The organism is Antarctobacter heliothermus, from assembly GCF_002237555.1.
GTDB lineage: Bacteria > Pseudomonadota > Alphaproteobacteria > Rhodobacterales > Rhodobacteraceae > Antarctobacter > Antarctobacter heliothermus_B.
On sequence record NZ_CP022540.1, the window covers coordinates 3,749,497 to 3,773,485 of the forward strand.

Consider the following 23,989-nt stretch of genomic DNA (forward strand, 5'->3'; position numbering starts at 1 on the left):
TCCCTTTACCAGGTTTTTCGTTGCATGACCGCGTCGGCCTCTATGCGTGCGAGATGGTCTGCTTCTGCCACCATATCAAGGGTAATCCCGGCGGCATTGTGACCCGCTTGGGACGAAAGGCTGACCAGCACCTCTTCGACGACCTCGGCCATACCCAAAAAGGAAATCCGGTGGTCGATAAAGGCATCCAGCGCGCGTTCCTTGGCAGCGTTGAATACCGACCCCATAAGTCCGCCCGCCTGCATAACCTCACGCGCCAATCTCAGGGCGGGCCAGCGGGTCTCACAGGGGTCGCGAAAGGTCAGTTGTCCCAGTTTCACCAGATCCAGCCGCTCCACCGGCAGCGCCTTGCGCGTCGGATAATGTAAGGCAAATCCGATGGCATGGCGCATATCCGGCGGGCCGACATGGGCCATCAGCGCGCCGTCGTTGAACCCGACCAATGCGTGAATCATCGATTCCGGGTGGACGACGGTTTCAATCTTTGCTGGGGCGATGCCAAAGAATTCTCTGGTTTCAATGAGTTCCAGCGCCTTGTTGAACATCGACGCGGAGTCGATGGTGATGCGTTGGCCCATGGACCAGTTCGGATGTGTGGCGGCCTGTTCCGGGGTGGCGCGGGCCAGGTCCTTTAGTGGCCAATCTCGGAACGCGCCCCCGCTTGCAGTGATAATAACCCGTTCCACGGCCGCGATGTCTTCACCGATCAAGGCTTGAAATACCGCCGAATGCTCGCTGTCCACCGGCAGGATCTGTCCACCACGGTCCCGGGCGGTGCGCAGCATCAGGGGACCGGCGCAGACCATGCTTTCCTTGTTGGCCAGCGCCAGCGTGGCCCCCTGCTGCAAGGCACGCAGCCCCGGCTCCAGCCCAGCAGCGCCGACAATGGCGGACATGATCCAATCGGCGGGACGGCTGGCGGCCTCGACCAGCGCCGCGCGTCCTGCGGCGGCCTCGACTCCGCTGCCTGCAAGCGCTGCACGCAGATCGTCCAGCCGGCTCTCATCTGCCGTAACGGCGATTTCTGCACTTAAAGAACGGGCATCTCGCGCAAGTTGCGCAATGTTGCCCCCGCCTGTCAGCGCAACAACACGGTAGGCGGCCCGATCCCGTGCAATCAGGTCGATGGTGTTTTGCCCAATCGACCCGGTCGCACCAAAGATAGATATTCGACGGCTCAAAGCGCGCCCAACAGGCTCAAGATCAGAAACAGCGTGGCCGCGCCGACAATGCCGTCAAACCGGTCCATGAACCCGCCATGACCCGGAATGAGGTCCGAGGCGTCCTTGACCCCCGCGCGCCGCTTGATCGCGCTTTCGGCGATGTCCCCCAATTGCGAGGCCAGCGACAGAAACATCGCCGCAACCGCCCAGATCAGCACAATTCGGACCGGCAAACCCGCGTTCACCGCAAGCCCCCCGGCTAGGATCGCCGCTGCAATCCAGCCCGCGATTATCCCGGCCCAGGTTTTTTTCGGACTGACCCGCGGCCAGAATTTGGGACCGCCAATGGCGCGCCCGGCGAAATATCCTGCGATGTCGGTAAGGATGACAATCCCCAACAGCATCAGGATCATATTGGGTTGCACCACGGCAAAAGCCGCCAGCCACAAACCGGACAGCAACACGGCCCCGCCATATAGAAAGCCGATCCACCAGCCGCGCCGCACAATCAAGGCAAAGCCGATGCACAGGCCCAGCAGCACCAGACCGCTTTCCAGCGCGTCCGCCCGGCCCAGCCGAAAGATCCAGATGAACAGCGCCGTGACAGCAACCGCCGCCACAACCGGCAAAGTACGGTGGCGGGGGTCCAGCAGGTTGCACATTTCCCAAATCATCACGCCAGTCACACCGGCAATCAGAAATTGAAAGGCCGTCGGCCCCGACAGGAACGCCCCCAGCGCCACGGCCAACAGAACAACCGCCGACAGTACGCGAACGCGCAGGTCACGCCACTTGCCGCTCATGCTTTCACGGCACCGAAGCGGCGATCGCGCTCACCGAACTTGGCACACAGGCGCCCAAGTTCCTCGGCTCCGAAATCGGGCCAGAGCGTGTCGAGAAATTCATACTCGGCGTAGGCCGACTGCCAGAGCAGAAAATTGGAAATCCGCGCCTCACCACTGGTGCGGATCACCAGATCGGGATCGGGCAGCACATGGGTGTCAAGGTAACGCGGCAGGGTTTCAAGGTCGATTTCTGCCGGGTCCAGCTTGCCCTCTTTCACGTCAAAGGCAAGACGCTGCGCGGCGCGCGCCACTTCGTCCCGGCCACCATAGTTCAGGGCGATGGTCAGGTTGACGCCGGTGCAATGCTTGGTGAAATCCTCTGCCTCGTCCATCAGGCCGCGCAATTTGGCATCCAGACGGACGCGATCACCAATAAAGCGCACGCGCACGTTATCCTTAACAAACGCCTGCATCTCTTTCATGATATAGCGCCGGAACAGGCTCATCAGGCCCGCCACCTCTACCTGTGTCCGCTTCCAGTTTTCAGTCGAAAAGGCGAATATCGTCAGGTATTTGACGCCAAAATCCGGGCAGGCCTCAACCACCTCGCGCACGCGGCGCGCGCCTGCATGGTGGCCAAACAGACGTGGACGCCCCCGCATCGTTGCCCAACGGCCATTGCCATCCATGATGATGGCCACATGTTTCGGGCCAATCGTGTCCAGCATTGGTCTGGCCATCAAATATCCTTCCAAGGCGAAATTCGCAGCGGCGGCAGGCTCAATTCACCACGTATGCCGATCCAAAGCAACGACACCGGCGTGTGCCTAAGCCAAGTTTGCCTTGGGGGAAAGGCGACACTAAGGCGATGGCATGACACAAGCGACACAGTGAACCCGCCGTGCAACGGTCGGTAATGATGGACCACCTTGCACAGCGGGCCCCGCGCCCCGCTTTGCCGCAAGAGGGCCCTGACGTCTCAGACCTGCATGATTTCCGCCTGTTTGGTCTCTAGCGCCTCATCGACCTTCTTGATGTAGGTGTCGGTCATGTCCTGCACTTCGGATTCCCAAAGTTTCTGGTCGTCCTCGCTCATACCGTCGTTCTTGGCTTTCTTGATCTGTTCCATGCCATCGCGGCGCACGTTGCGAATCGAGACACGAGCGTGTTCGGCGTATTGACCAGCAACCTTCCCCAACTCGCGGCGGCGTTCCTCGTTCAGTTCGGGGATCGGCAGCATGATGATGGTGCCGTTCAGTTGGGGATTGATCCCCAAACCACTCTCACGAATGGCTTTTTCCACTTTTCCAACCAGCCCTTTGTCCCAGACATTGATGGTGACCATACGCGGTTCTGGCACGTTTACAGTGCCGACCTGGTTGATCGGGGTCATCTGGCCATAGGCGTCGACCTGCACCGGCTCCAGCATCGAGGCCGATGCGCGTCCGGTGCGCAGCGACGCAAATTCCGTGCGCAGGTTTGCCATGGCGCCATCCATGCGGCGCGCCAGGTCAGCGGTATCGAGTTCGAAATCTTCGGACATCTTGGCCCCTCGTTGATCATATGTGCTCGGGTAGCACTGGTTAGCCCGACCTTTACCGCAGATCAATCATCCTTGACCAGAGAGGCGGTGCGGCCGATGCCAGCCCTTCGCAACCGATCGTTAACCCCGGCGTGGCAAAACCATCCTTATTCTGCCCACCGGGTCCGCCGCAAAATGCACATCTGCCTGATCCTATTTCCCGGCTTTCCGATGCTGGCCTATGTCCTCGCGCGCGAGGTGTTGCTGCTGGCAAACGAGTGCGCGGGCCAACATCTGTTCTCGTTCCAGACGCGGACGGTCACGGGAACGCACGTGGCAGCGGCCGACGGAACAGCGGTGGCCGGGGATCAGCCTGACTGGCATGGGGCACAGGGGTTTGATCTAGTGCTGTTGTGCGCGGGGAACGACCCGCTGAACGCTCTGCCGATGGGACTGCGCGCCTTTCTCAACCGGGCTGAGGCGACGGGGGCGACGCTGGGCGGACTGGATGGCGGCGCTGTGATTCTGGCCAAGCTGGGCTTTCTGGCCGGGCGCACGGCGGTGTTGGATCAGTCAGCGCTGGCGGAATTGACCACTGCTGGCCACACCATCGCCCTGACAGAGGGGGCGTTTTCCTGTGATCGGCAACGGCTGACAACGGCGGGCGGGATGGCCACCGGCGATGCTCTGCTGGCGTGGATCGCACGGGCACACAGCCCGACATTGGCCGCGCGCGTGGCAGAGACACTGGCGCATGGCCGCATCGGTCAGGCCGGGGAACAGCAACGGCTTGTGCAGGCCATTGATCCGCTGTTGGACCGGATGCAGGCGATCATGGCAGCACATATCGAACACCCAATTCCGGTTGAACGGGTGGCCACTGAACTGGGGCTGAGCCCGAAACAACTGCGCCTGCGCTGCCGCAAGGGATTGGGACAGACTCCGGCGCAGGTCTACAATGGTCTCAGACTGGATCGGGCAGCACAGTTGATCTCGGGAACTGAACTGTCTGTACAGGCCGTTGCGCGGGCCGCGGGCTTTGCCTCTCCCTCTGCCTTTACGCGCAGCTATCATGCCCGTTTTGGCGCCCCGCCCCGCAACCAGCGTCGGGCAAGACGAGCCGGTGCCTTGATGCGCACATCGCCCGACCAATCGGACGAACGCCGCAGCGCGAGTGGACACAACCCCTGAAAAACGATGTAAGGAACGCGCCACGCGTGATGAACACAGGCACGAGAAGACGGGGCTATCTGTCAACAACGTAGCCAGCTCGGAAGAGGTGGCCATGGGCGCCAAACATGCACCCTTTCAGGCGAGCGTGGGACATTGGGGCACGGATTAGGCTGGACCGTTCAGCCGAATGTCAGGCTGGGGACGGTCCCGGCTTGTCCGACTGCGCCGGAAACACCTTTTCACAAACTCGCGTATAGGTGCCCTGCCCGGCGAGAATACCCCGGAAACCGCCCGGTTCGTCCAATGAAAACACGATGATCGGCATATTGTTGTCGCGTGCCAGCGCGATCGCAGAAGCGTCCATGACCTTGAGGTTCTTTGACAGCACCTCGTCAAAGCTGACTTCGTCAAATCGTTTGGCGTCGGGATTGGTGCGTGGGTCACTGTCGTAAACCCCGTCGGTGCCATTCTTGCCCATGATTATCGCCTCGCAGGCCATCTCATTGGCGCGCAGCGCGGCGGCTGTGTCGGTGGTGAAATAGGGGTTGCCTGTACCTGCGGCAAAGATGCAAACGCGTTTCTTCTCAAGGTGGCGCACAGCGCGGCGGCGGATATAGGGCTCTGCCACCTCGTCCATGCGGATCGCGCTGATCACGCGGGTAAAGACGCCAACGCCTTCAAGCGCGGACTGCATCGCCAGCGCATTCATCACCGTGGCCAACATGCCCATGTAGTCGGCAGTGGTGCGTTCCATCCCCTGCGCGCTGCCTGCCAGCCCGCGAAAGATATTGCCGCCGCCGATCACCATGCAGATCTCGACGCCCATTTCCTGAACCGATTTCACCTCACGCGCGATCCGTTGAACGGTTGGCGGATGCAGACCATAGCCCTGATCGCCCATCAACGCCTCGCCGGAGATCTTGAGCATGACACGTTTGTAGGTGGTTTGCGGGGTGCTGGCCTCGGTCATGTTGCGCTCCGTTGTGGGGGGGATATGATCGCGCGCATATGTGGCGGAAAACCACTTGGGCTGCAATGGTCCAGCGGTTTCTAGCCAGGGACACCGGAACAGGCTTCGGGATGCGTGACAAATTGGCAATCGAGGCATGCCTTGCGGCCTGCGCGCCGGATCGGCCTGTGCTGATCGCGGGGCCAACCGCCAGCGGCAAGTCCGCGCTGGCGCTTGCCATCGCAGAGGCGCAGGGCGGTGTGATCGTCAATGCCGATGCGATTCAGGTCTATGCCGACTGGCGCGTGCTGACGGCCCGCCCCTCACCTGAAGAAGAGGCGCGCGCACCCCACGCCCTGTACGGCCATGTGCCGGGGGATCAGCTCTATAGCGTGGGCGACTGGCTGCGCGAAGCCGCGGCTTGCCTTCATGGACCTAACAGACCCATCTTTGTCGGCGGAACAGGTCTTTACCTGACATCCCTGACCGAAGGTCTGGCCCAGATCCCCGCCACGCCGCCCAACATCCGCGCCGAGGGTGAGGCGCTGCTGGCCACACACGGGCTGACCACGATGGTGGCTGATCTGGACCCGCAGTCCGCCGCGCGGATCGACCTGCGCAACCCGGCCCGTGTCGCCCGCGCATGGGAGGTGTTGCGCGCCACGGGACGCGGGATAGCGAGTTGGCAAGATGAAACTCCGCCCCCGTTGCTGCCCCTGGACCGGGCGACAGGGTTCGTCGTCGAATCCCCCAAGGACTGGCTGACACCACGGATCGAGACGCGCTTTCGCAAGATGGTCGCAGGCGGCGCGCTGGAAGAGGCCCACACCAACCGCCCCGGCTGGACCCCGGACCGGCCGTCGGCCAAGGCGATTGGCGCCGCCGAACTCATGGCAGTCATTGATGGAGCAGTCACTCTGGATCACGCCATTGACCGCGCCACGATCCTGACCCGGCAGTTTGCCAAGCGCCAGCGCACCTGGTTTCGCGCCCGGATGGGCCATTGGCACCATCTGACGGCAAAGGCGCTGACCTGATGTCGCGTCCCGGCTTCCTCAGGACCCCGATGCCGCCTGCCCCGCCGAAACCCAAGGGCCCGGTGCGCAGCGGATCTTATGCGATGGAACTACAGGGCGCGCCGTGGAAGTTCACCCTGCTGCACGACCGCGAAGACGACGTCGTCCTGTGGGTCACCAAGGGTCAGGGCCGCGTGGTGGTCAACGGCATCCGGCGCGGCATCTCTGTGAACAACGCGCTGTTTGTCCCGGCGGGCACACTGTTTGCCATCGACATGCAGCAAGGCACGCAGGCGCTGATGGTCCAAAGCCCGTCGGGGCTCAGCCCGTATCTGCCCCATGCGCCGCTGTTATTGCGAGTGCGCAACAGCCTTGCGCAGGCCGAACTGACCGGCACCATCGATGCCATGAATCGCGAAATCACGCAGAACCGCGCGATGCTGCAAGAGGCGCTGGCAGCCCATGTCGGCCTGATCGCGGTCTGGCTGCAACGTCAGGTGCAGGCGGGCGCGTCCGATTCTCCGGCTGAAAGCGCGGCTCAGAGGCTGGTGCGGCGCTACGCGCGGGCGGTCGCACAAGATTTCCGCAAACCGCAGGTGATGGGCCAATACGCCGAGGCACTGGACGTGACGCCAACGCATCTCAGCCGGGTCTGCCGTCTTTGTTGCGGCAAGACCGCAGCCGACATCCTGACGGAACGCAAGCTGCACGCCGCCCGGATCGCCCTGGAAAGCCCCAAACCAACGATCAAGGAGGTGGCATGCGCACTGGGGTTCACCTCTCCGGCCTATTTCACCCGGTTCATCCAGAGCCACACCGGCCAGACTCCATCCGCACTGCGTGCAGCAGCGCGCCAACCGGCGGCCCGACCATAACATTGGATGAACACAAATAAATCTGTCCGGGTGCCTTGTAAGTGACTTGCGCAAAAGTGCATGTCGCTTTTGAATAAGGGTGATGTCGCTTTTTGACCCCAAAAGGACGAAAGCGGGCGTTGACGGGACAAGGCTTCTCGTGCGGAATGACTTACAGCGAGGGCATGGCCGAAGGGTGAAAGACAAAAACCCGCTCAGGAGCCAAGAAAGAGACCCCGGCTGAATAATATATGTCACAGGGAGACTAGTATGACATCGATGGATCACTTGCAGCGGGTCCACCCGGCTGCAAAAATGTACGCGCGCGAATTCAAGCAGGGCCTGCTTGACCGTCGCGAATTTCTGGCACGCACCACCGCGCTTGGTCTGACATCAGCAGCGGCTTATACCCTTGGCGGCTTGCAGCGACCTGCCGAGGCCGCAGCGCACGTCCAGCAGGGCGGCACCATCCGCTACCAGATGGAAGTCCGCGCCCTGAAAGACCCGCGCACCTATGACTGGACCCAAATCGCCACCTTTACCGCTGGCTGGCTGGAATATCTGGTGGAATACAACAGCGACGGATCCTTTGATCCGATGCTGCTGGAAAGCTGGGAAACCAACGACGACGCGACCGAATACACGCTGCATGTCCGCAAGGGCGTGAAGTGGAACAACGGTGACGATTTCACCGCTGAGGACGTGGCCCGCAACATCACGATGTGGTGCGAGAGCGAGGTCGAGGGCAACTCGATGGCCGCGCGCATGGGCTCTTTGATCGACGAGACGACGAAAAAGGCAACCGAAGGCGCAATCACCGTTGTCGACAGCCACACCGTCAAGCTGACCGCCAATGTACCCGACATTTCACTGATCCCGGGCATGGCCGACTATCCCGCCGCCATCGTCCACAGCAGCCACGACCCAAACAACATGCTGGGCAACCCGATCGGCACCGGCTTCATGCTGCCCGAAAGCCATGAGGTTGGCGTCAAAGGCGTCCTCGTGCGCAATGAAGGCCATGACTGGTGGGGCTATGCGGCTGGCAAGGGCGGCTACATCGACCGGATCGAGTTCATCGACTACGGCACCGACCCGGCTGCGTTCATCGCCGCCTACGAGGCCGAAGAAATCGACATGAACTGGGAGTCAGTGGGTGAGTTTGTCGACATCTTCGACAGCATTGGCCTGCAACGCTCTGAAATCCCGTCGGGTTTTACGATCGTGATCCGTCCTAACCAGTTGGCCGAAGACGCCAATGGCAACAAGATCTATGGCGACAAGCGCGTGCGTCAGGCCTTGGCCATGGCGGTCGACAACGAAGTCTGCCTTGAACTGGGCATGGCCGGATACGGCATTGTCGCAGACAATAGCCACGTTGGCCCCATGCACCCGGAGTACGACCCGAACGTGCCCCGCATCCCCTATGACCCGGCCAAGGCTCTTGAGCTGATGAAAGAGGCCGGTATGGAGGACTTTGAGCATGAGGTGCAGTCGATTGACGATGACTGGCGCCGCAACACGACGGCAGCTGTGGTGGCACAGTTGAACGATGCGGGCATCAAGGCAAGGCACACAGTTCTGCCCGGCTCGACCTTCTGGAACGACTGGACCAAATATCCGTTTTCGTCGACCAACTGGAACCACCGTCCGCTGGGCACCCAGACTCTGGCGCTGGCCTATAAATCCGGTGAAGCGTGGAACGAGTCGGGCTTTGCCAACGAAGAGTTCGACACTCTGCTGGCAGAGGCCAATTCGATCGCCGACGCAGAAGCACGCCGCGTGGTGATGGCCAAACTGCAGGCGATTATGATCGACGAAGGTGTGACCATTCAGCCGTACTGGCGGACCGCGATCCGCCACCACAGGGACAATCTGGTGGGGGTCGACAAGCACATCGCTGACCTGCCCCAGATTTACAAGTTTGGGTTCAAGGCCTGACCGGCCACCAAACACAGGGCCGCGCGGGCAACCGCGCGGCCCTTTTCGCCTCGGTCCGCGCGATAAAAGCGGACCTCAGCAAGAAAGAGCGGTCGACAATGCATCGGTCGCTCCCCAGCAACAGGGGCTGACATGGGTCTATTCATTCTCAGACGGATCGGGGTCATGCTCCTGACCGCCTTCTGCCTGACGTTCCTCGTCTTCGTGATGACGAACCTCTATCCCAATCTGGAGAAACTCGCGAAATCCGAGGGCAACTTTCGGATGACGGATATCGAGGTCGCCACTTGGCTGTCCAGCAACGGCTACCGGTCGCCACTGGACCCGCAGGTGCTGGAGGATTTCCGCAGCGACAAGATCACGCTTGAAGAGGCGTCGTCGCAGGTAAACACCGGATTTGACCCGCGTATCTTCCGCAATTACACGGAATGGATCGGCGTCTATCCCGGCTGGACCGGCGAAAGCCGCGACGGTGTTCCGCGCGGCAGGTGTATCCTGCCCGGTGCTGACCCGGCAGAGGCCCCCGCCTTCTGCGGCATCCTGCAAGGTCACTGGGGCTGGTCGACCGTTGCCAAGGCGCCGGTGTCAGAGGCGCTTGGCACCCGGATCGGCAACACCGGCTTTTTGATGCTTTGCGTCATGCTGCTTATGGTGCCCTCGGCCCTGATCGTGGGCGTGCTGGCGGGGATGCGTGAGGGATCAGCCCTTGACCGGTCCTTGTCCACCTTTTCGATCACCACAACGGCGACACCGGAATATGTCTCTGGCGTTTTGTTCATCGCGATCTTTACGTCGTCCGCCGTCGGTCTGAAATGGTTCAAGGGCACCGCCACAAGCGCGATGGACAATGCGACATTCGAGAATTTCTTTCTGCCGGTGCTGACCATCGCCCTTTACGGCATGGGCTATATCGCCCGGATGACGCGCGCCTCGATGGCCGAGGTCATGACCGCGCAATACATCCGCACCGCGCGCCTGAAAGGCGTCAGTTTCGGCAATATCGTCATGAAACACGCGCTGCGAAATGCCCTGATCGCACCGTTCACGGTGATCATGCTGCAGTTTCCGTGGTTGCTGAACGGCGTCGTCATCGTCGAGACCCTGTTCCAATACAAAGGTGTCGGTTGGGAACTGGTCCGCGCGGCGGGCAACAACGACATTGAGATGTTGCTGGCGATTTCGGTTGTGTCCGTCTTCGTCGTCCTTGTGACACAGCTGATTTCCGACATCGGCTATGTCTATCTGAACCCGCGCATCAGCGTCACCTGAGGAGGCATCCATGGACCCTTTAACCTGGACCGGCTCCCTGGGGAGCATCCTGAACCCGATCCTGACCATCCTTGTGCCCATCTTCGCGGTGGCACTGGTGGCCCGGATCCTTCTGTCTTTTTTTGAACCGGACACCGGCATTCAGACCAACCCCGACGGCACGATCATGGCCACCGGCGGAATCTGGGGCCTGTCGGCCAAGCTGGTCAACTGGCTAGGGCTGGCGGTGTTGGTGCTGGCGCTGGCCTATGTGATCCTTGGTGCTGTGCTGGGCACCGGCGCGGGCATCGTTGGAGGCATTAGCCGCCAATTCCTACCGGTCTGGATCGCCTTGGTCGCCACATTTGTCGCGTCGATCCACTACAAGCGGCGGCTAGGCCTGTATGGCAAGCTGTTCGATTCGATGATCGGGATGATCGGTTTTGGCATCGTCATGTTCTGGGTCTATACAGCGATCTTTTACGGTGTGTTCGACTGGATCGCCACGCATGACCCACTTGGTCAGGCGTCTGGGATGAAGAACAAGGTGCCCGGCACCCCGCTGCGCGGTGCCGAAGAGGGCGAATTTCAGTGGTATCTGTTTGGCGGTGACAACCTTGCGCGCGACATCTTCAGCCGCGTGGTCGCCGGGTCGACAATTGTCGTGGCCATCGCGCCGCTGGCGACGCTGTTTGCCTTCATGGTGGGGATCACGCTGGGCCTGCCGGCGGGCTTTTACGGCGGGCGCCTGGACACGTTGCTGAGCTTTGTCGCCAACCTGATCCTCGCCTTTCCGGTGATCTTGTTGTTCTACCTGCTGGTCACGCCAGAGATCGTGGCGACGGGGCTGCCCCAGTTCATGGCGGTGGTGCTGTTCCTATTTCCGCTAATCTTTGCCGGGGTGCTGATCCATTCGCGTTACCGCACCCAGCCGAGCAAGAACTACCTTTACCTTGCGGTTGTTCTGATCCCGATGGCGTTGATCTACCTGTCGCTGATCAACAACCCCGATCCCTCGGCCTCTAAGATCACCTTCTGGCCTCTGGACTTTTTCGACATTCCGGGCGGCGTTCTGGTGGTCTTTGTCTCGGTGGTTTTCGTCAACTCGCCCACGGTTTTCCGCATCGTGCGGGGCCTGACCATGGACATCAAGACACGCGACTATGTGGCAGCGGCGCAAACCCGTGGCGAGCGCCCGTGGTACATCATGCTGTGGGAGATCCTGCCAAACGCGCGCGGGCCGCTGATTGTCGATTTCTGCCTGCGCATTGGCTACACCACGATCCTGCTGGGCACCTTGGGGTTCTTTGGTCTGGGTCTGCCGCCGGAAAGCCCGGATTGGGGCTCGACGATCAACGAAGGGCGTAAGCTGCTGTCGATCTACCTGCACCCTGCCCTGCCGCCCGCACTGTCGCTGTTGTCGCTGGTTCTGGGTCTGAACCTGCTGGCGGACGGACTGCGCGAGGAAAGCTTGCGTGACTGATGACGGTTGGTCTGGGGGCGCTGCCCCCAGACCCCCGGAGATATTTGGGCCGAGAAGAAACGTAAAACGTTTCGTGGCCTCTCCTACAGGGAGCACTGTGACATGAAAGACGACTATGACGGGCCGATCCTAGAGATCGACAACCTCTCAATTTCATTCTTTACCCGCCTGCGCGAAATTCCTGCCGTGATGGATTTCTCGGTCAAAGTCCAACCGGGAGAGGCCGTTGGCCTTGTCGGCGAATCCGGTTGCGGCAAATCCACCGTCGCGTTGGGGGTGATGCAGGATCTGGGCAAAAACGGGCGCATCGTCGGCGGCTCGATCAAGTTCAAGGGCCGCAACCTGAACGAGATGAGCCAAGAAGAACTGCGCGATATCCGCGGCTCTGAGATCGCGATGATCTATCAGGAACCGATGGCCAGCCTGAACCCAGCCATGAAAGTCGCGCAGCAGTTGATGGAAGTGCCGATGATCCACAAGGGCGTCGGTAAGGAAGAGGCCTATGAGCGCGCGCTTCAGGTGGTGACGGACGTCAAACTGCCCGACCCAAAGCGTATCCTCGACAGCTATCCACACCAATTGTCGGGTGGTCAGCAGCAGCGCATCGTGATCGCGCTGGCACTTATGGCTGAACCCGCACTGTTGATCCTTGATGAACCAACTACCGCACTGGACGTGACGGTCGAGGCGGCGGTTGTCGAACTGGTCAAGGAACTGGGCAAGAAATACGGCACCTCCATGCTGTTCATCTCGCACAACCTAGGGCTGGTGCTGGAAACCTGTGACCGCATCTGCGTGATGTATTCGGGTGAGGCTGTTGAGACCGGCAGCATTGAAGACGTATTCGACGAGATGCAGCACCCCTATACGCAGGCGCTGTTCCGGTCGATCCCGCTGCCGGGTGCCGACAAGAACGCCAGTCCGCTGGTGGCGATTCCGGGCAATTTCCCCCTGCCCCATGAACGCCCAACGGGCTGCAATTTTGGCCCGCGCTGCGATTATTTCGAGGCCGGACGCTGCGACGCGGTGGACCGGGTGCAGATGGCCAAGATCCCCGGCAATGACCGACACAACTCACGCTGTCTGCGGATCGAGGAAATAGACTGGGCCGCCCCTCCACAGAACGTCAAATCCACAGAAAAGCCTGCCCCGGGCAAGGTTGTCCTCAAAATGGACGAGCTCAAGAAATACTATGAGGTGGCCGCCAACGCGCTGTTCGGCAGTTCTGGCGAAAAGAAGGTGGTCAAGGCCAACGAAACGCTGAGTTTCGAGGCCCGCGAATCCGAAACACTGGCCATCGTGGGCGAATCTGGCTGTGGCAAGTCGACCTTTGCCAAAGTGCTGATGGGACTGGAGACGGCGACCGGTGGCCAGATCCTGCTGGACAACCGCAACATCGAAAGCACTCCGATCGAAAAGCGCGATACCAAGACCATCGCCGACGTTCAAATGGTGTTCCAGAACCCGTTCGACACGCTGAACCCGTCGATGTCCGTCGGGCGGCAGATCATGCGGGCGCTGGAGATCTTTGACCATGGCGATTCCGACGATGCACGGCGCGAGGAAATGCTGCGCCTACTGGACCTCGTAAAGCTGCCGCGCGCCTTTGCCGAGCGGATGCCGCGTCAATTGTCGGGTGGACAGAAACAACGCGTTGGCATTGCGCGCGCCTTTGCCGGTGGCGCGCGTATCGTTGTCGCGGATGAACCCGTCTCGGCGCTGGACGTGTCCGTTCAGGCGGCGGTGACCGATCTGCTGATGGAAATTCAGCGCGAGCAAAAGACCACCCTGCTGTTCATCAGTCACGACCTGTCGATTGTCCGCTATCTCAGCGACCGGGTCATGGTGATGTATCTGGGCCATGTGGTGGAACTCGGCACAACCGATCAGGTTTTTTCGCCGCCCTACCATCCCTACACAGAGGCACTGTTGTCGGCAGTTCCCATCGCCGATACCCGCGTCAAGAAAAAGCACATCGTGCTGGAGGGAGACATTCCCTCGGCGATGAACCCGCCGCCGGGGTGCCCATTCCAGACGCGCTGCGGCTGGAAAGGCAAGGTGGCGGGGGGCCTGTGCGAGAAAGAGGTGCCTCCGGTGCGCGTCGTGGCAGACGGCCACCAGATCAAGTGCCACCTGTCGGATGAGGAATTCGCCAGCATGGAGCCGGTCATCCAGATCGCGGCGGAGTAAAACACACCACGGGCGCGTTGTTTCCTTGAGGATTGCGCGCCCTTACTGCGGAGGAGTGGCATGTTGCGTTTTATTTGGATGTTTGTGGGTTTTCTGGCCGCCGCCGTGTTTGCCGACACGGCAGAGGCGGCCCGGATCACGGCCGGCAAGGCCGGTCTGTGTCGCGTTACCCTTGAGGGTGAAATTACCCCCGGCGACGTTGAGAAACTGCGCGCCGCACCGATGGACCGGCCAATCTGGTGGTCAAACTTTGAGGATGGCAGCTGGGCCGCGCTCTGTCTGGACAGTCCCGGCGGCAGTCTGGCCAGCGGACTGGAACTGGCGCGCTATGTGTTGGACAATCGCATCGGAACGGTCATCGACGATGGTGCGGACTGTCTGTCGGCCTGCGCGCTGGTCTTCATGTTCGGCACCGCGCACCAACACGAGTCCGTCGCGCTCACCAACCGCCGCCTGCATGTGGGCGGACGGCTAGGCTTTCACCAGCCGGATCTGACTCTGGACCGTAGCCGAGACTACAGCGTCGATGACGTGGCCGCCGCCTTTGACCTTGCCATCGAGGCTACGCTGAATTTTCTCGCCCTCGCCGCGCGACCCCGACCCGATACGCCGCGCCCTTTTGTGGACGGCGATTTGCTGGAGGCAATGTTACAGCACAAGGGGCAGGATTTCTTTAAGTTCGACACAGTGAACAAAGCGGGGCGTTGGGACATCGCGCTGTTCGGCTTTACCCCGCCGGAATTTAGCGCCGAAGGCATGGTCTACGCCTGCCAGAACATGACCGGCTGGACCGCGCGCCTGGAACAGGAACAGTTGCCCTATCAGCCGGACGGTTACAGCCACCGTATTGATGCGACGCAGGGGCAGGACGGGTTTGCCGACGGTCAACGGTTCAAGGTCGATTTTTCAGGTATGATGACATACGCCTGCGAAGTTGGTTTACGTCCCGTCTATCAGGGCGGCGCACAGGCGGTTCTTTGTGGCTACCGCGAAAACCTGTCGGCACAGGTTGGCCCCGACACTTGCCTCCAAAGCACTGGTGCGCCGGGCCGCTGGCCCGTAGTCCCGCCTGCCGCACTGCTGCCCGCCAAGACAAGCCTGAAGGACCTAAAGGCCACCCGCGGCACCGGTGAAACTGCGCGTGTGCTGTCAGATACGCCCTGCATGTCGTCAACCGGCCGCGCACAGGTCATCAACGTGCAGTCCTTTACATCATTGCGGCAAGTCATGTCTCATGACGCGCCCCGTCTGGCCGAACTGCCGTTGGGTAGCACCTATGAGATTTCCAGCGCGCCGGATTCCGATTTCAGGCACCCGCGCCATCAAGCGTGCATGGCATTGTGCCAAATGGCCGAGATGGGCACCCCCTACGACAGCGCTGCACTGCAGTCCTGTATCGATACAGATTGGATGTGGTTCCAGATCAAGACCCCGTCCGGACAAAACGGTTACGCCAGCGCCCGGTATCTAACGTATTGAGGTCCGTGCGGCATGCCGTCCACGGTCCAATCACAGCCTCCGTTCATCACTCGCGGCAAAGCGAATGAATCAGCTTTGACCGATGGAGAAGGATGCGTGGGCATTGATCACTGGCCTTGTTCTGCAGACTGTCCCTGAGCGTCCGACCTGATCGGCAATAAATCAGATCAGCCCCTCGACGGCCTTGGTGCCGCCGTCCCGCGATTTGCGGATATAGTACGGCGAGATCGTGGAATGGACCAGCAAGGCGCGTTGATGTTTGATCGTAATCGACCGCTCGAAACGGAAATCCGTTACGGTATCGTAGATGCCGCTGCACCTGACCTCAAAATCCTCATCCTCGATCAGCAGCAGCGCCACAGTGCCGCGAATATCGGCAAGCGCAGCGTCAAAAGCCATCGTGTCGATGGGATGGAATCGACAGCCCCCCCGGCCCAGCGTGACAACCAGACCCTCGATCACCTTTTTCCCGACCTTCAGATCTGCAGGTATGCGGCAAGCCTTTCGATTATAAAGCAACGCCATAATCCAGCGGAACCCGCTGTCGATCAGAACCAGAACCGAAATGAAACCGACCATGGCAAAGACCACAGCCCCGGCGGCAAAGAGCTTTTCTTCTTCGGCGCGCTTGCTGACCTCTGACCAGCTGAATCCCTTTTCGACAAAGAACCCGCCGGTTCGTCCCTGTTGTCCGTTCTGAAAGATGGACTTGCCGCTGTCTATGCAGGCCAATGTGCTTTGCTCGTCAAGCCGGCGCAGCAGGGCATCCACGCGCGCCGGCTGAAACGTCGCCCCGCCGGCCAACCGCTCTGCCTCTGCCAGAACATCGACTGCAACGGGTGAGATGCTTTGCAACCCGCTTTCCTTCAGGCTGTTGAGGATTTGCGCCTCTGAGATGGACAGCATCTGTTGTGCCAGTCTGTCAGACATCGCAGACGGCACGTCCGACAGATCCATCGGCAAGGCGGCAAGGGTGCGGGCAACGCCCATAAGATCGGGCGGCACTTGGCAGGTTTGCGCCGTCGCCGCCATCGGCAAAAGACCCGCGACAACGGCCAGCCAAACCGCCGACCGCATACCGCGAAACATCAAACACAAAAGGGCAACCATCATACCACCGTTCCCGCGCTACCGGCGTCCACGGCGGTCATTCTGACAGCAAAGCCATAACCAAGGTTTAAGCCGCCCCGAAACCGGTGCGACCCAACGGTCAGCTGCCCCAGATCTTTTTCACATAGTTCTTGGTCTCGCGGTATGGCGGCACGCCGCCGTGTTTGATCACCGCACCCGGCCCCGCGTTGTAGGCCGCAAGGGCAAGCCGCCAAGTCCCGAACTTGGCATACTGCTGTTTGAGATAGCGCGCGCCACCTTCCAGGTTCTGCTGCGGATCATTTGGATTGACCCCCAACAATGCGGCCGTGCCGGGCATCAACTGCGCAAGACCGATGGCGCCTTTGTGCGACTTGGCATTGGGATTGAACCGCGATTCCTGCATTACAAGGCGCAGAAACAGATCCTCCGGGATGCCGTGCTTGCGCGCCGCAATTCGGGCCATGTCAACATATTCGCCTTTGTAGCGGCCGCGGTAGACCGGCAGACTACCGTCATCCGTATCAGGGCCCCATTTTGTCGGAGTGACAACCTTGGGCGGTTGCAGGCGGACAGAGCTTTTGTATTGCTGGGCCGCGCGGTTATCCAAAACCTTGGTCTGGCTGCTAAACAAAAGCGACCTGCTCTTGGACGACAGAACCTCTGCTCCGGCGCTGCTGGCCAGGATTCCGAGCACAAGCCCGCCCGCGATCATGCGAAATGCACCTTGCACCATACCAATGTCCCTCGGCTTTAACCCTTATGGCCGAGACTATACTCATTTCTCGGTTTTTTGCCAGTGCTCCCGGCGCGCCCCTTCCGCCCGGTTCCATGGCTGGTATAGGGTCGGCGAACACGCGCCGAAAAGATTCGAAGGGGAAAGACATGGCTGGTTCCGTGAACAAGGTGATCCTGGTGGGCAACCTAGGGAGAGACCCCGAAGTGCGCACTTTTCAGAACGGCGGCAAGGTCTGTAACCTGCGCATCGCCACGTCGGAAAACTGGAAGGACCGCAGCACCGGCGAACGGCGCGAGCGGACAGAGTGGCATTCCGTTGCGATCTTCCAAGAGGGTCTGGTGCGAGTGGCCGAACAATATCTGCGCAAAGGCTCCAAGGTCTACATCGAGGGCCAGTTGCAGACACGCAAATGGCAGGACCAATCCGGGCAGGACCGCTATTCGACAGAGGTCGTGTTGCAGGGGTTTGGCGGGACGCTGGTTATGCTTGACGGCCGCAGTGAAGGCGGCGGTGGTGGTGGCGGCGGATTCTCCGGCGGCGGCAGCGACTACGGTGGTGGTGGCGGAGGCGGCTACGACGACCCCGGTTATGGCGGTGGATCGAGTGGCGGTTCTGGCGGCGGCTCCGGCCCGTCGCGTGCGCCATCGCGTGACATCGACGACGAAATCCCGTTCTAGACCGGGTGGCGCGCCCCACGGGCGCACCAAGCAATCCAAGCGAAACGTCCGGCGCGGCAACCCTGCCCGTCGGGCGTTTTGCTTTTTGTGCGACGAGTCAGCGCGACCGCAAGGCAATTTCTCGCACCTGCTGGCACGCGACTGAATCGCACCTTATCTCAAGTCTGATCCGGCTTCCCGACAGGAGACGACATGACCTGGACCTTTCGCCTTGGCCATCTTCTTGGCTCTGAACTGCGCGTGCACGCAACGTTTTTCCTGTTGCTGGCTTGGGTTGCCGCCGCTGCATGGGCGGAAAGCGGCCCTGCCGCAGCGCTGGAAAATACGCTTTTTGTGGTGATCCTCTTTGGCTGCGTGGTCGCGCATGAATACGGCCACGCGCTGATGGCGCGGCGCTACGGTATCCGCACGCCAGACATCACCCTGTTGCCGATCGGCGGCATGGCCCGGTTGGAACGGATGCCGGAAAAGCCGGGACAAGAAATCGCCGTGGCGCTGGCCGGTCCGGCCGTCAACGTGGTGATATGGGCCGTCCTGATCGCACTTGGTGCCACAACAGAAATGGGGGCACTGGCCGAGCCCTCTAACCCGCAAGAGTTTCTGGGCCGACTGGCGGCGGTGAATCTGTTTCTTGCGCTGTTCAACCTGATCCCGGCCTTTCCAATGGATGGCGGACGGGTGCTGCGTGCCCTGCTTTCGATGAATACAAACCGGGTGCGCGCCACACGAATTGCAGCATCAGCCGGCCAGATCGTGGCATTCCTGTTTGGCTTTCTGGGGCTGACCTCGGGCAATCTGATCCTGCTTCTGATCGCGCTGTTCGTCTTTATGGCCGCGCAGGCCGAGGCGCGCGATGTGGAAAGCCGTGATCTGGCCGAAGGATTGCACCTGCGCGATGCGATGATCACAAGTTTTGAAAGCCTTTCACCGGCGGACCCGATGCATGTGGCCGCCCAGACCCTGATCCGCACCACACAGCACGAGTTTCCGGTGCTGGATGGCGAGGGACGACTGACAGGTTTTCTGACCCGGCAAGCCCTGTTTCAGGCAGTGGCAGAGGGGCAGAACACGCGCGCCGTGGGCGAAGTGATGGTTCAGGTTCCAGCCCTGCCGCTTGCCGCACCGTTGGCACAGGCGCTGGATGCCCTTCAACAGGCGCCCGCCGTGGCGGCAACGGATCTAAGCGGTCACATGATCGGCTATGTCACCTCAGAAAACATCGGTGAGATGATGGTGCTGCGGTCACGCAAATAAGGACGGGTTCGGACTCGGGCAAACCAGCTCAGCGCGCCGCGAGTTGATCTTGCAGCAGCGTCAGAACCGCATCCGACGGCACATCGGATGTGACAAAGGCCTGCCCGATGCCGCGGGCAAGGATGAACCGCAATTGGCCGTCGATCACCTTCTTGTCCTGCCCCATCAGATCCAGCAGCGTCTCGGCACTCGGAAGCTCGCCGGGGATGTCCTTTAGATCACAGCGCATTCCGCTGGTTTTCAACAGGGCGCGCACGCGGCTGGGATCTTCCTGCGCGCACAGGCCCAGCCGGGCGGACAGCTCAAACGCCATCGCACAGCCAATCGCCACGCCCTCACCATGCAGCAAACGGTCGGAATAGCCGGTGGCGGCCTCCAGCGCGTGACAAAACGTATGCCCAAGGTTCAACAAGGCGCGGTCGCCCTGTTCGGTCTCATCCCGGAGCACAATTTCGGCCTTCATCTGGACAGAGCGTTTTACCGCATAAGCCCGTGCCGCGCGGTCCCCGCCTGCGGCCCGCGCGCCATTTTCTTCAAGCCAGGCGAAAAACGCCGCATCGCCTAGCATGCCATATTTCACCACTTCGCCACAGCCCGCCAGATAGTCGCGCGGCGTCAGCGTATCCAGCACACCGATATCCGCCAGAACCAGTGCGGGTTGGTGAAAGGCCCCGATCAGGTTCTTGCCCTGCGGTGCATTGATCCCGGTCTTGCCGCCCACTGAACTGTCGACCTGCGCCAAAAGCGAGGTCGGGATCTGCACAAACCGCACGCCCCGCCGCAGCACGGCGGCAGCGAACCCCACAAGGTCGCCAATCACGCCGCCGCCAAGGGCCACAACCACATCGCGCCGCTCTACCTTTTGGTCCAGCAGCCATTCCACCGTGCGGGTGAACTGCGGCCAGCCCTTGGTGGATTCCCCCGGCGGCAGGGTCAGCGCGACCATCGCGATCCCCTCGGCCGCAAGCGCCGATTCCAGCGTCGCCAGATGCGCGGCTGCCACGGTTTCATCGCTGACTACAGCCACGCGCGGGCGGTGCAGCAACGGCGAGATCTCTGCCCCTGCGCGCGCCAACAACCCCTCGCCGATGCGCACATCGTATTCGCGCCCTGGCAGCGGGACATTCACAGTTTCGATCATCACAGCTTCTCCAGCACATCCGGGCGACCATCCAGCAGCGCGGAGGACACACGTCGCGCCATCTGGTCCAGCGTCGTCGACGGGGTCGAGGGTACAGTCACATCTGCCTGACGGTAGATCGGCACACGCGCCTCATATAGCCGCCTCAGTGTGCCCTTGGGATCAGGAGTCCGCAGCAAGGGCCGCGTATCCTTGTGCCGAACCCGATCCCATAAAAGGTCCATGTTGGCATCCAGCCAGATCGACACCCCCATCCGAGAGATCATTTCGCGGTTTCCCGCCGCCAAAAAGGCCCCGCCCCCGGTCGACAACACGCCCGGCGCGCCCTCCAGCAGGCGTTCGATCACCTGGCTTTCCTTGCGTCTGAAAAACGGTTCGCCATCTCGGGCAAAGATCTCGGCGATGGTCATGTTGGCGGCTTCTTCGATCTCATGATCCGAATCGCGAAACACAACACCCAGTTGCGCCGCGAGCGTCCGTCCCACTGCTGTCTTTCCAGCACCCATCATTCCCACAAAGACAATTGTCTTGTGCAGGATCAAACCCTTGTGAACCGTGCCCTCGGCCATCCTTCGCCCATCGCTTAACCTGTTGCGTGAATGACGTGATCGCGACAAAAAGGCTAGGTATAAGTTCAAAAAAGACGAGGCGGGGACAGGACAAAATGGGTCGACTGATCAAATGGCTATTCTATCTGCTTGTCCTCGGCTTTCTGGCCCTGGTCGTCTATGCCTACATCGGGCCGATCTTGGGGGCCGATTTCGGACCAGAACAGTTCGAACGCCGCATGCCGGTGCAACTCGATGACAGTTGACCCTTGTCGGGTAATTTCTTGGACCGCTGGTACGTTCGCCCTCTGCGTGGCGGTGGCAGGCGGAACCGACCTTTGGGCCCAAGACAACCCAGTCGCGCAAAGCGCGACTCCGCCCCGGGTCGAGGCGGCGCCACTGGCCGCGCCCAACCCGGGTGCCGCAGGTTTGCTGGCCCCCCGCGTCACCGGCCTGCCATCGACGTTGTGGTCCGGTTCTGACCCCGCCACGCTAGAGGGCCTGATCCGTGCGCTGGATCTGCCCGTCCCCGCCCTGCGCGCACATATGCGGGTCATGATGCTGGCAGAGGCCGAACCGCCAGTCGGCGACCGGGATCTGGCCCACCTGACTGCGCGCCTGACGTGGCTCGAAGAACAGGGACTGGTGGAAGAGGCGCTGGCCCTGCTGGACATCACTGGGATGCAGGATCCGCAACTGTTTGCGATCTGGGCCGACCTTGCACTTTTGCTGGGACAATCGCAGCCGGTCTGCCGTGCGCTGGCCGCGCAACCTCGGCTCAGCAACGATCTCAGCCTGCGGATCTTTTGCGCGGCCCGCAACGGCGACTGGCGCCGCGCCGCGCTAGTCCTGCACAGCGCCCAGACACTGGGTGATTTGTCCGGTCGCCGCGCCGAATTGTTGACCCGGTTTCTGGACCCAGAGGCCGGAAATGGCGGCCAATTGCTGCCGCCGGTTCGCCCCACACCGCTGGAGTTCCGCCTGTTCGAGGCACTTGGCGAGCCGCTGCCCACCGCACCTCTGCCGCTGCAATACGCGGTGCTGGACCTGTCCGGCGACAACGGTTGGCGGACCCAGATCCAGGCCGCCGAAAGACTGGCGCGCGCGGGCAGCCTCCCCGCCAACCGACTGTTGGGCATCTATACGCTGCGCCAACCCGCCGCCTCTGGCGGTGTCTGGGACCGGGTCGATGCCCTACAGGGCTTTGAGCGCGCACTGGGGCGCGGCGCACCGGACACGGTTGCACAGGAACTGCAACAGGTCTGGCCGCAAATGGCATCGGGTCGATTGCTGGTGCCATTCGCCGAACTTTATGGCGAACGGCTGGCACGGCTCACATTAGAGGGGCGCGCCGCCGGGATTGCCCGACGCGCCGGTTTATTGTCGCCGTCCTACGAAAGCCTTGCGCTGGGTCTGACGGACGACAGCGCGGAAACACGTTTTCTGTCCGCCATCGCGCAGGGGCAGGCCCCCGCCAACATTGCCGATCTGCCCCATGCCCAAGCGGTCGCCGACGGGTTTTCCGGCGCTCCGATGCCGTCGGTCCTGCGCGACCAACTGGCCGAGGGGCGACTGGGAGAAGTGATCTTGCGCGCCATGGTTCTGTTTGCCTCCGGTTCCGCTGGAAACGGGCAGGATCTGACCGACGCCATCGCCAGTTTTCGCAGCCTCGGGTTAGAGGATCTGGCCCGGCGCGCGGCATTGGAACTGATGATCCTTGATGCCGAAAGGGCGCGGCGGTGACGCCGTCCCGCTGGGTTCCGCTGTTTCTGGAGGCTTTGGCCGCCGAACGCGGGGCTGCGGCCAACACTCTTGCCGCCTACGACCGCGATCTGGCCCATGCGCGGGATTGGCTGCACGACAACAGCAAGGATTTCGACACAGCCACCGAGGACACGATAGAGGCCTATCTGGTTCATTGTGACCGACAGGGACTGTCACGTGCCACCCGCGCGCGGCGGCTGTCGTCGTTGAAACAGCTTTTTCGATTCGCCTTTGAAGAGGGATTGCGCACCGACAATCCCGCCTTGCAGATCGCCGGACCGGGACGCGACAAACGTCTGCCCAAGACGCTGTCGGTCGAAGAAGTCGACCGCCTGCTAAACGCTGCCGAGGCGCATGGGCGCACCGAAAGCGACCGCACCCGCAACGCCTGCCTGATGCAGTTGCTGTACGCCACCGGAATGCGGGTCACTGAACTGGTCTCTCTGCCGGTGTCCGCCGCGCGCGGCGATCCGCGTATGCTGTTGATCCGGGGCAAAGGCGGCAAGGAACGCATGGTGCCTCTTTCGCCCCCCGCGCGGGAGGCATTGTCACTTTGGTTGCAAATCCGCGACGCGCAGGACGACACCGCGCACACCGAAGGCAAGCCGCACTCACCACAACTCTTTCCGTCGCGCGGCAAGGCCGGACACCTGACCCGGCATGCCTTTTACATGCTGATCAAGGAGTTCGCGGTAGAGGCCGGTGTCTCACCGGACAAGGTCACCCCACACACCCTGCGGCACGCCTTTGCCACACACCTGTTGGCAAACGGGGCCGATCTGCGCGCCATCCAGACCCTGCTTGGCCATGCCGATGTTGCCACGACGGAAATCTACACCCACGTCCTCGAAGAACGACTGCGCGATCTGGTCCTCGAACACCATCCCCTTGCCAAAGATCCCTGAGCCTTGCGGCCGGGGACGGTGGGCGGGGCAATGTTGCGGCCGCAGGCCGTGACGCGCGCCGAACACCGC

22 protein-coding genes are annotated in these 23,989 nt (G+C 61.5%); 13 read left to right on the forward strand and 9 right to left on the reverse strand.

Annotation, left to right across the window (positions count from 1 at the left end):
- Positions 1 to 5 precede the first annotated feature (5 nt).
- The 4 genes from dxr to frr all read right to left on the reverse strand — a co-directional run bounded on the left by dxr (position 6) and on the right by frr (position 3,491).
- Positions 6 to 1,181, reverse strand: coding sequence for a 1-deoxy-D-xylulose-5-phosphate reductoisomerase (gene dxr / locus ANTHELSMS3_RS17790; RefSeq protein ID WP_094036047.1), 1,176 nt, complete (start codon positions 1,179 to 1,181; stop codon positions 6 to 8).
- Positions 1,178 to 1,966: a phosphatidate cytidylyltransferase gene (locus tag ANTHELSMS3_RS17795; protein ID WP_094036048.1), complete on the reverse strand. Its 789-nt coding sequence runs from the start codon at positions 1,964 to 1,966 to the stop codon at positions 1,178 to 1,180. Before ANTHELSMS3_RS17795 ends, dxr begins: the two co-directional genes overlap by 4 nt.
- A complete protein-coding gene (uppS, locus tag ANTHELSMS3_RS17800; protein ID WP_094036049.1) occupies positions 1,963 to 2,688 on the reverse strand; it encodes a polyprenyl diphosphate synthase in 726 nt (241 codons plus the stop codon). The genes ANTHELSMS3_RS17795 and uppS overlap by 4 nt, the downstream gene beginning before the upstream one ends.
- Positions 2,689 to 2,927: 239 nt before the next feature.
- Complete coding sequence (frr, locus tag ANTHELSMS3_RS17805) at positions 2,928 to 3,491, reverse strand: ribosome recycling factor (RefSeq protein WP_094036050.1); 564 nt, start codon at positions 3,489 to 3,491, stop codon at positions 2,928 to 2,930.
- 174 nt (positions 3,492 to 3,665) lie between these two features.
- Between frr and ANTHELSMS3_RS17810 the strand changes: the two genes are divergently transcribed.
- Complete coding sequence (locus ANTHELSMS3_RS17810; protein ID WP_157733559.1) at positions 3,666 to 4,661, forward strand: GlxA family transcriptional regulator; 996 nt, start codon at positions 3,666 to 3,668, stop codon at positions 4,659 to 4,661.
- A 172-nt stretch (positions 4,662 to 4,833) separates the two neighbouring features.
- Here ANTHELSMS3_RS17810 and pyrH read toward each other — a convergent pair whose 3' ends face one another.
- A complete protein-coding gene (gene pyrH / locus ANTHELSMS3_RS17815; protein ID WP_094037217.1) occupies positions 4,834 to 5,613 on the reverse strand; it encodes a UMP kinase in 780 nt (259 codons plus the stop codon).
- Between the two features lie 110 nt (positions 5,614 to 5,723).
- Here pyrH and miaA point away from each other — a divergent pair, with 110 nt between their 5' ends.
- The 7 genes from miaA to ANTHELSMS3_RS17850 all read left to right on the forward strand — a co-directional run bounded on the left by miaA (position 5,724) and on the right by ANTHELSMS3_RS17850 (position 15,803).
- Complete coding sequence (miaA, locus tag ANTHELSMS3_RS17820; protein ID WP_094036052.1) at positions 5,724 to 6,629, forward strand: tRNA (adenosine(37)-N6)-dimethylallyltransferase MiaA; 906 nt, start codon at positions 5,724 to 5,726, stop codon at positions 6,627 to 6,629.
- Positions 6,629 to 7,483, forward strand: a complete 855-nt coding sequence (locus ANTHELSMS3_RS17825) for an AraC family transcriptional regulator (RefSeq protein ID WP_094036053.1) — start codon at positions 6,629 to 6,631, stop codon at positions 7,481 to 7,483. The genes miaA and ANTHELSMS3_RS17825 overlap by 1 nt, the downstream gene beginning before the upstream one ends.
- 258 nt (positions 7,484 to 7,741) lie before the next feature.
- Positions 7,742 to 9,403: an ABC transporter substrate-binding protein gene (locus tag ANTHELSMS3_RS17830; RefSeq protein ID WP_094037218.1), complete on the forward strand. Its 1,662-nt coding sequence runs from the start codon at positions 7,742 to 7,744 to the stop codon at positions 9,401 to 9,403.
- Between the two features lie 132 nt (positions 9,404 to 9,535).
- Entirely contained in the window at positions 9,536 to 10,672 is a 1,137-nt protein-coding gene (locus ANTHELSMS3_RS17835; RefSeq protein ID WP_094036054.1) for an ABC transporter permease, read from the forward strand.
- A gap of 10 nt (positions 10,673 to 10,682) precedes the next feature.
- Complete coding sequence (locus ANTHELSMS3_RS17840; protein WP_094036055.1) at positions 10,683 to 12,134, forward strand: ABC transporter permease; 1,452 nt, start codon at positions 10,683 to 10,685, stop codon at positions 12,132 to 12,134.
- 102 nt (positions 12,135 to 12,236) lie between these two features.
- The gene (locus tag ANTHELSMS3_RS17845) at positions 12,237 to 14,324 is read left to right on the forward strand and encodes a dipeptide ABC transporter ATP-binding protein (RefSeq protein ID WP_094036056.1); all 2,088 of its coding nucleotides are present in this window, start codon (positions 12,237 to 12,239) and stop codon (positions 14,322 to 14,324) included.
- A gap of 60 nt (positions 14,325 to 14,384) precedes the next feature.
- Positions 14,385 to 15,803 (forward strand): hypothetical protein, encoded by a 1,419-nt coding sequence (locus tag ANTHELSMS3_RS17850; RefSeq protein WP_094036057.1) that lies wholly within the window; start codon positions 14,385 to 14,387, stop codon positions 15,801 to 15,803.
- Positions 15,804 to 15,965: 162 nt separating this feature from the next.
- Here the strand turns inward: ANTHELSMS3_RS17850 and ANTHELSMS3_RS17855 are convergent, their stop codons facing one another.
- The gene (locus ANTHELSMS3_RS17855; RefSeq protein WP_094036058.1) at positions 15,966 to 16,916 is read right to left on the reverse strand and encodes a hypothetical protein; all 951 of its coding nucleotides are present in this window, start codon (positions 16,914 to 16,916) and stop codon (positions 15,966 to 15,968) included.
- Positions 16,917 to 17,013: 97 nt separating this feature from the next.
- On the reverse strand, positions 17,014 to 17,607 hold the full coding sequence (locus ANTHELSMS3_RS17860; RefSeq protein WP_094036059.1) for a lytic transglycosylase domain-containing protein: 594 nt from the start codon (positions 17,605 to 17,607) through the stop codon (positions 17,014 to 17,016).
- A 170-nt stretch (positions 17,608 to 17,777) separates the two neighbouring features.
- Between ANTHELSMS3_RS17860 and ssb the strand changes: the two genes are divergently transcribed.
- Together ssb and ANTHELSMS3_RS17870 are read left to right on the forward strand one after the other, a co-directional pair.
- Positions 17,778 to 18,308, forward strand: coding sequence for a single-stranded DNA-binding protein (ssb, locus tag ANTHELSMS3_RS17865; RefSeq protein ID WP_094036060.1), 531 nt, complete (start codon positions 17,778 to 17,780; stop codon positions 18,306 to 18,308).
- 192 nt (positions 18,309 to 18,500) lie between these two features.
- Positions 18,501 to 19,562, forward strand: a complete 1,062-nt coding sequence (locus ANTHELSMS3_RS17870) for a site-2 protease family protein (protein WP_094036061.1) — start codon at positions 18,501 to 18,503, stop codon at positions 19,560 to 19,562.
- A gap of 28 nt (positions 19,563 to 19,590) precedes the next feature.
- On the opposite strand, the gene aroB is transcribed toward ANTHELSMS3_RS17870, so the two are convergent.
- Together aroB and ANTHELSMS3_RS17880 are read right to left on the reverse strand one after the other, a co-directional pair.
- Positions 19,591 to 20,703, reverse strand: coding sequence for a 3-dehydroquinate synthase (gene aroB, locus ANTHELSMS3_RS17875; protein WP_094036062.1), 1,113 nt, complete (start codon positions 20,701 to 20,703; stop codon positions 19,591 to 19,593).
- Positions 20,703 to 21,272 (reverse strand): shikimate kinase, encoded by a 570-nt coding sequence (locus ANTHELSMS3_RS17880; RefSeq protein ID WP_094036063.1) that lies wholly within the window; start codon positions 21,270 to 21,272, stop codon positions 20,703 to 20,705. Before ANTHELSMS3_RS17880 ends, aroB begins: the two co-directional genes overlap by 1 nt.
- Before the next feature lie 95 nt (positions 21,273 to 21,367).
- On the opposite strand from ANTHELSMS3_RS17880, the gene ANTHELSMS3_RS25835 reads away from it, so the two are divergent.
- From ANTHELSMS3_RS25835 to ANTHELSMS3_RS17890, 3 genes are read left to right on the forward strand one after another with little or no spacing between them, the layout of a single operon-like run.
- The gene (locus ANTHELSMS3_RS25835; RefSeq protein WP_198319837.1) at positions 21,368 to 21,517 is read left to right on the forward strand and encodes a hypothetical protein; all 150 of its coding nucleotides are present in this window, start codon (positions 21,368 to 21,370) and stop codon (positions 21,515 to 21,517) included.
- A complete protein-coding gene (locus ANTHELSMS3_RS17885; protein WP_157733560.1) occupies positions 21,507 to 22,994 on the forward strand; it encodes a hypothetical protein in 1,488 nt (495 codons plus the stop codon). Before ANTHELSMS3_RS25835 ends, ANTHELSMS3_RS17885 begins: the two co-directional genes overlap by 11 nt.
- Positions 22,991 to 23,920 carry a site-specific tyrosine recombinase XerD gene (locus tag ANTHELSMS3_RS17890; RefSeq protein WP_094036065.1) on the forward strand — a complete coding sequence of 310 codons (930 nt, stop codon included), beginning with the start codon at positions 22,991 to 22,993 and terminating at the stop codon, positions 23,918 to 23,920. Before ANTHELSMS3_RS17885 ends, ANTHELSMS3_RS17890 begins: the two co-directional genes overlap by 4 nt.
- The last annotated feature ends 69 nt before the right edge of the window (positions 23,921 to 23,989 follow it).

What these genes read in the sequence shown, in the direction of transcription:
- ANTHELSMS3_RS17870 (WP_094036061.1), top strand. Translation starts at nt 18,501, where the DNA reads ATGACCTGGACCTTTCGCCTTGGCCATCTTCTTGGCTCTGAACTGCGC.
- frr (WP_094036050.1), bottom strand. Translation starts at nt 3,491, where the DNA reads ATGTCCGAAGATTTCGAACTCGATACCGCTGACCTGGCGCGCCGCATG.
- ANTHELSMS3_RS17840 (WP_094036055.1), top strand. Translation starts at nt 10,683, where the DNA reads ATGGACCCTTTAACCTGGACCGGCTCCCTGGGGAGCATCCTGAACCCG.
- ANTHELSMS3_RS17885 (WP_157733560.1), top strand. Translation starts at nt 21,507, where the DNA reads ATGACAGTTGACCCTTGTCGGGTAATTTCTTGGACCGCTGGTACGTTC.
- ANTHELSMS3_RS17860 (WP_094036059.1), bottom strand. Translation starts at nt 17,607, where the DNA reads ATGATCGCGGGCGGGCTTGTGCTCGGAATCCTGGCCAGCAGCGCCGGA.
- ANTHELSMS3_RS17835 (WP_094036054.1), top strand. Translation starts at nt 9,536, where the DNA reads ATGGGTCTATTCATTCTCAGACGGATCGGGGTCATGCTCCTGACCGCC.
- pyrH (WP_094037217.1), bottom strand. Translation starts at nt 5,613, where the DNA reads ATGACCGAGGCCAGCACCCCGCAAACCACCTACAAACGTGTCATGCTC.
- ANTHELSMS3_RS17830 (WP_094037218.1), top strand. Translation starts at nt 7,742, where the DNA reads ATGGATCACTTGCAGCGGGTCCACCCGGCTGCAAAAATGTACGCGCGC.
- uppS (WP_094036049.1), bottom strand. Translation starts at nt 2,688, where the DNA reads ATGGCCAGACCAATGCTGGACACGATTGGCCCGAAACATGTGGCCATC.
- ssb (WP_094036060.1), top strand. Translation starts at nt 17,778, where the DNA reads ATGGCTGGTTCCGTGAACAAGGTGATCCTGGTGGGCAACCTAGGGAGA.
- ANTHELSMS3_RS17795 (WP_094036048.1), bottom strand. Translation starts at nt 1,966, where the DNA reads ATGAGCGGCAAGTGGCGTGACCTGCGCGTTCGCGTACTGTCGGCGGTT.
- ANTHELSMS3_RS25835 (WP_198319837.1), top strand. Translation starts at nt 21,368, where the DNA reads ATGGGTCGACTGATCAAATGGCTATTCTATCTGCTTGTCCTCGGCTTT.
- ANTHELSMS3_RS17810 (WP_157733559.1), top strand. Translation starts at nt 3,666, where the DNA reads ATGCACATCTGCCTGATCCTATTTCCCGGCTTTCCGATGCTGGCCTAT.
- ANTHELSMS3_RS17825 (WP_094036053.1), top strand. Translation starts at nt 6,629, where the DNA reads ATGTCGCGTCCCGGCTTCCTCAGGACCCCGATGCCGCCTGCCCCGCCG.
- aroB (WP_094036062.1), bottom strand. Translation starts at nt 20,703, where the DNA reads ATGATCGAAACTGTGAATGTCCCGCTGCCAGGGCGCGAATACGATGTG.
- ANTHELSMS3_RS17880 (WP_094036063.1), bottom strand. Translation starts at nt 21,272, where the DNA reads ATGGCCGAGGGCACGGTTCACAAGGGTTTGATCCTGCACAAGACAATT.
- ANTHELSMS3_RS17845 (WP_094036056.1), top strand. Translation starts at nt 12,237, where the DNA reads ATGAAAGACGACTATGACGGGCCGATCCTAGAGATCGACAACCTCTCA.
- miaA (WP_094036052.1), top strand. Translation starts at nt 5,724, where the DNA reads ATGCGTGACAAATTGGCAATCGAGGCATGCCTTGCGGCCTGCGCGCCG.
- ANTHELSMS3_RS17850 (WP_094036057.1), top strand. Translation starts at nt 14,385, where the DNA reads ATGTTGCGTTTTATTTGGATGTTTGTGGGTTTTCTGGCCGCCGCCGTG.
- ANTHELSMS3_RS17855 (WP_094036058.1), bottom strand. Translation starts at nt 16,916, where the DNA reads ATGATGGTTGCCCTTTTGTGTTTGATGTTTCGCGGTATGCGGTCGGCG.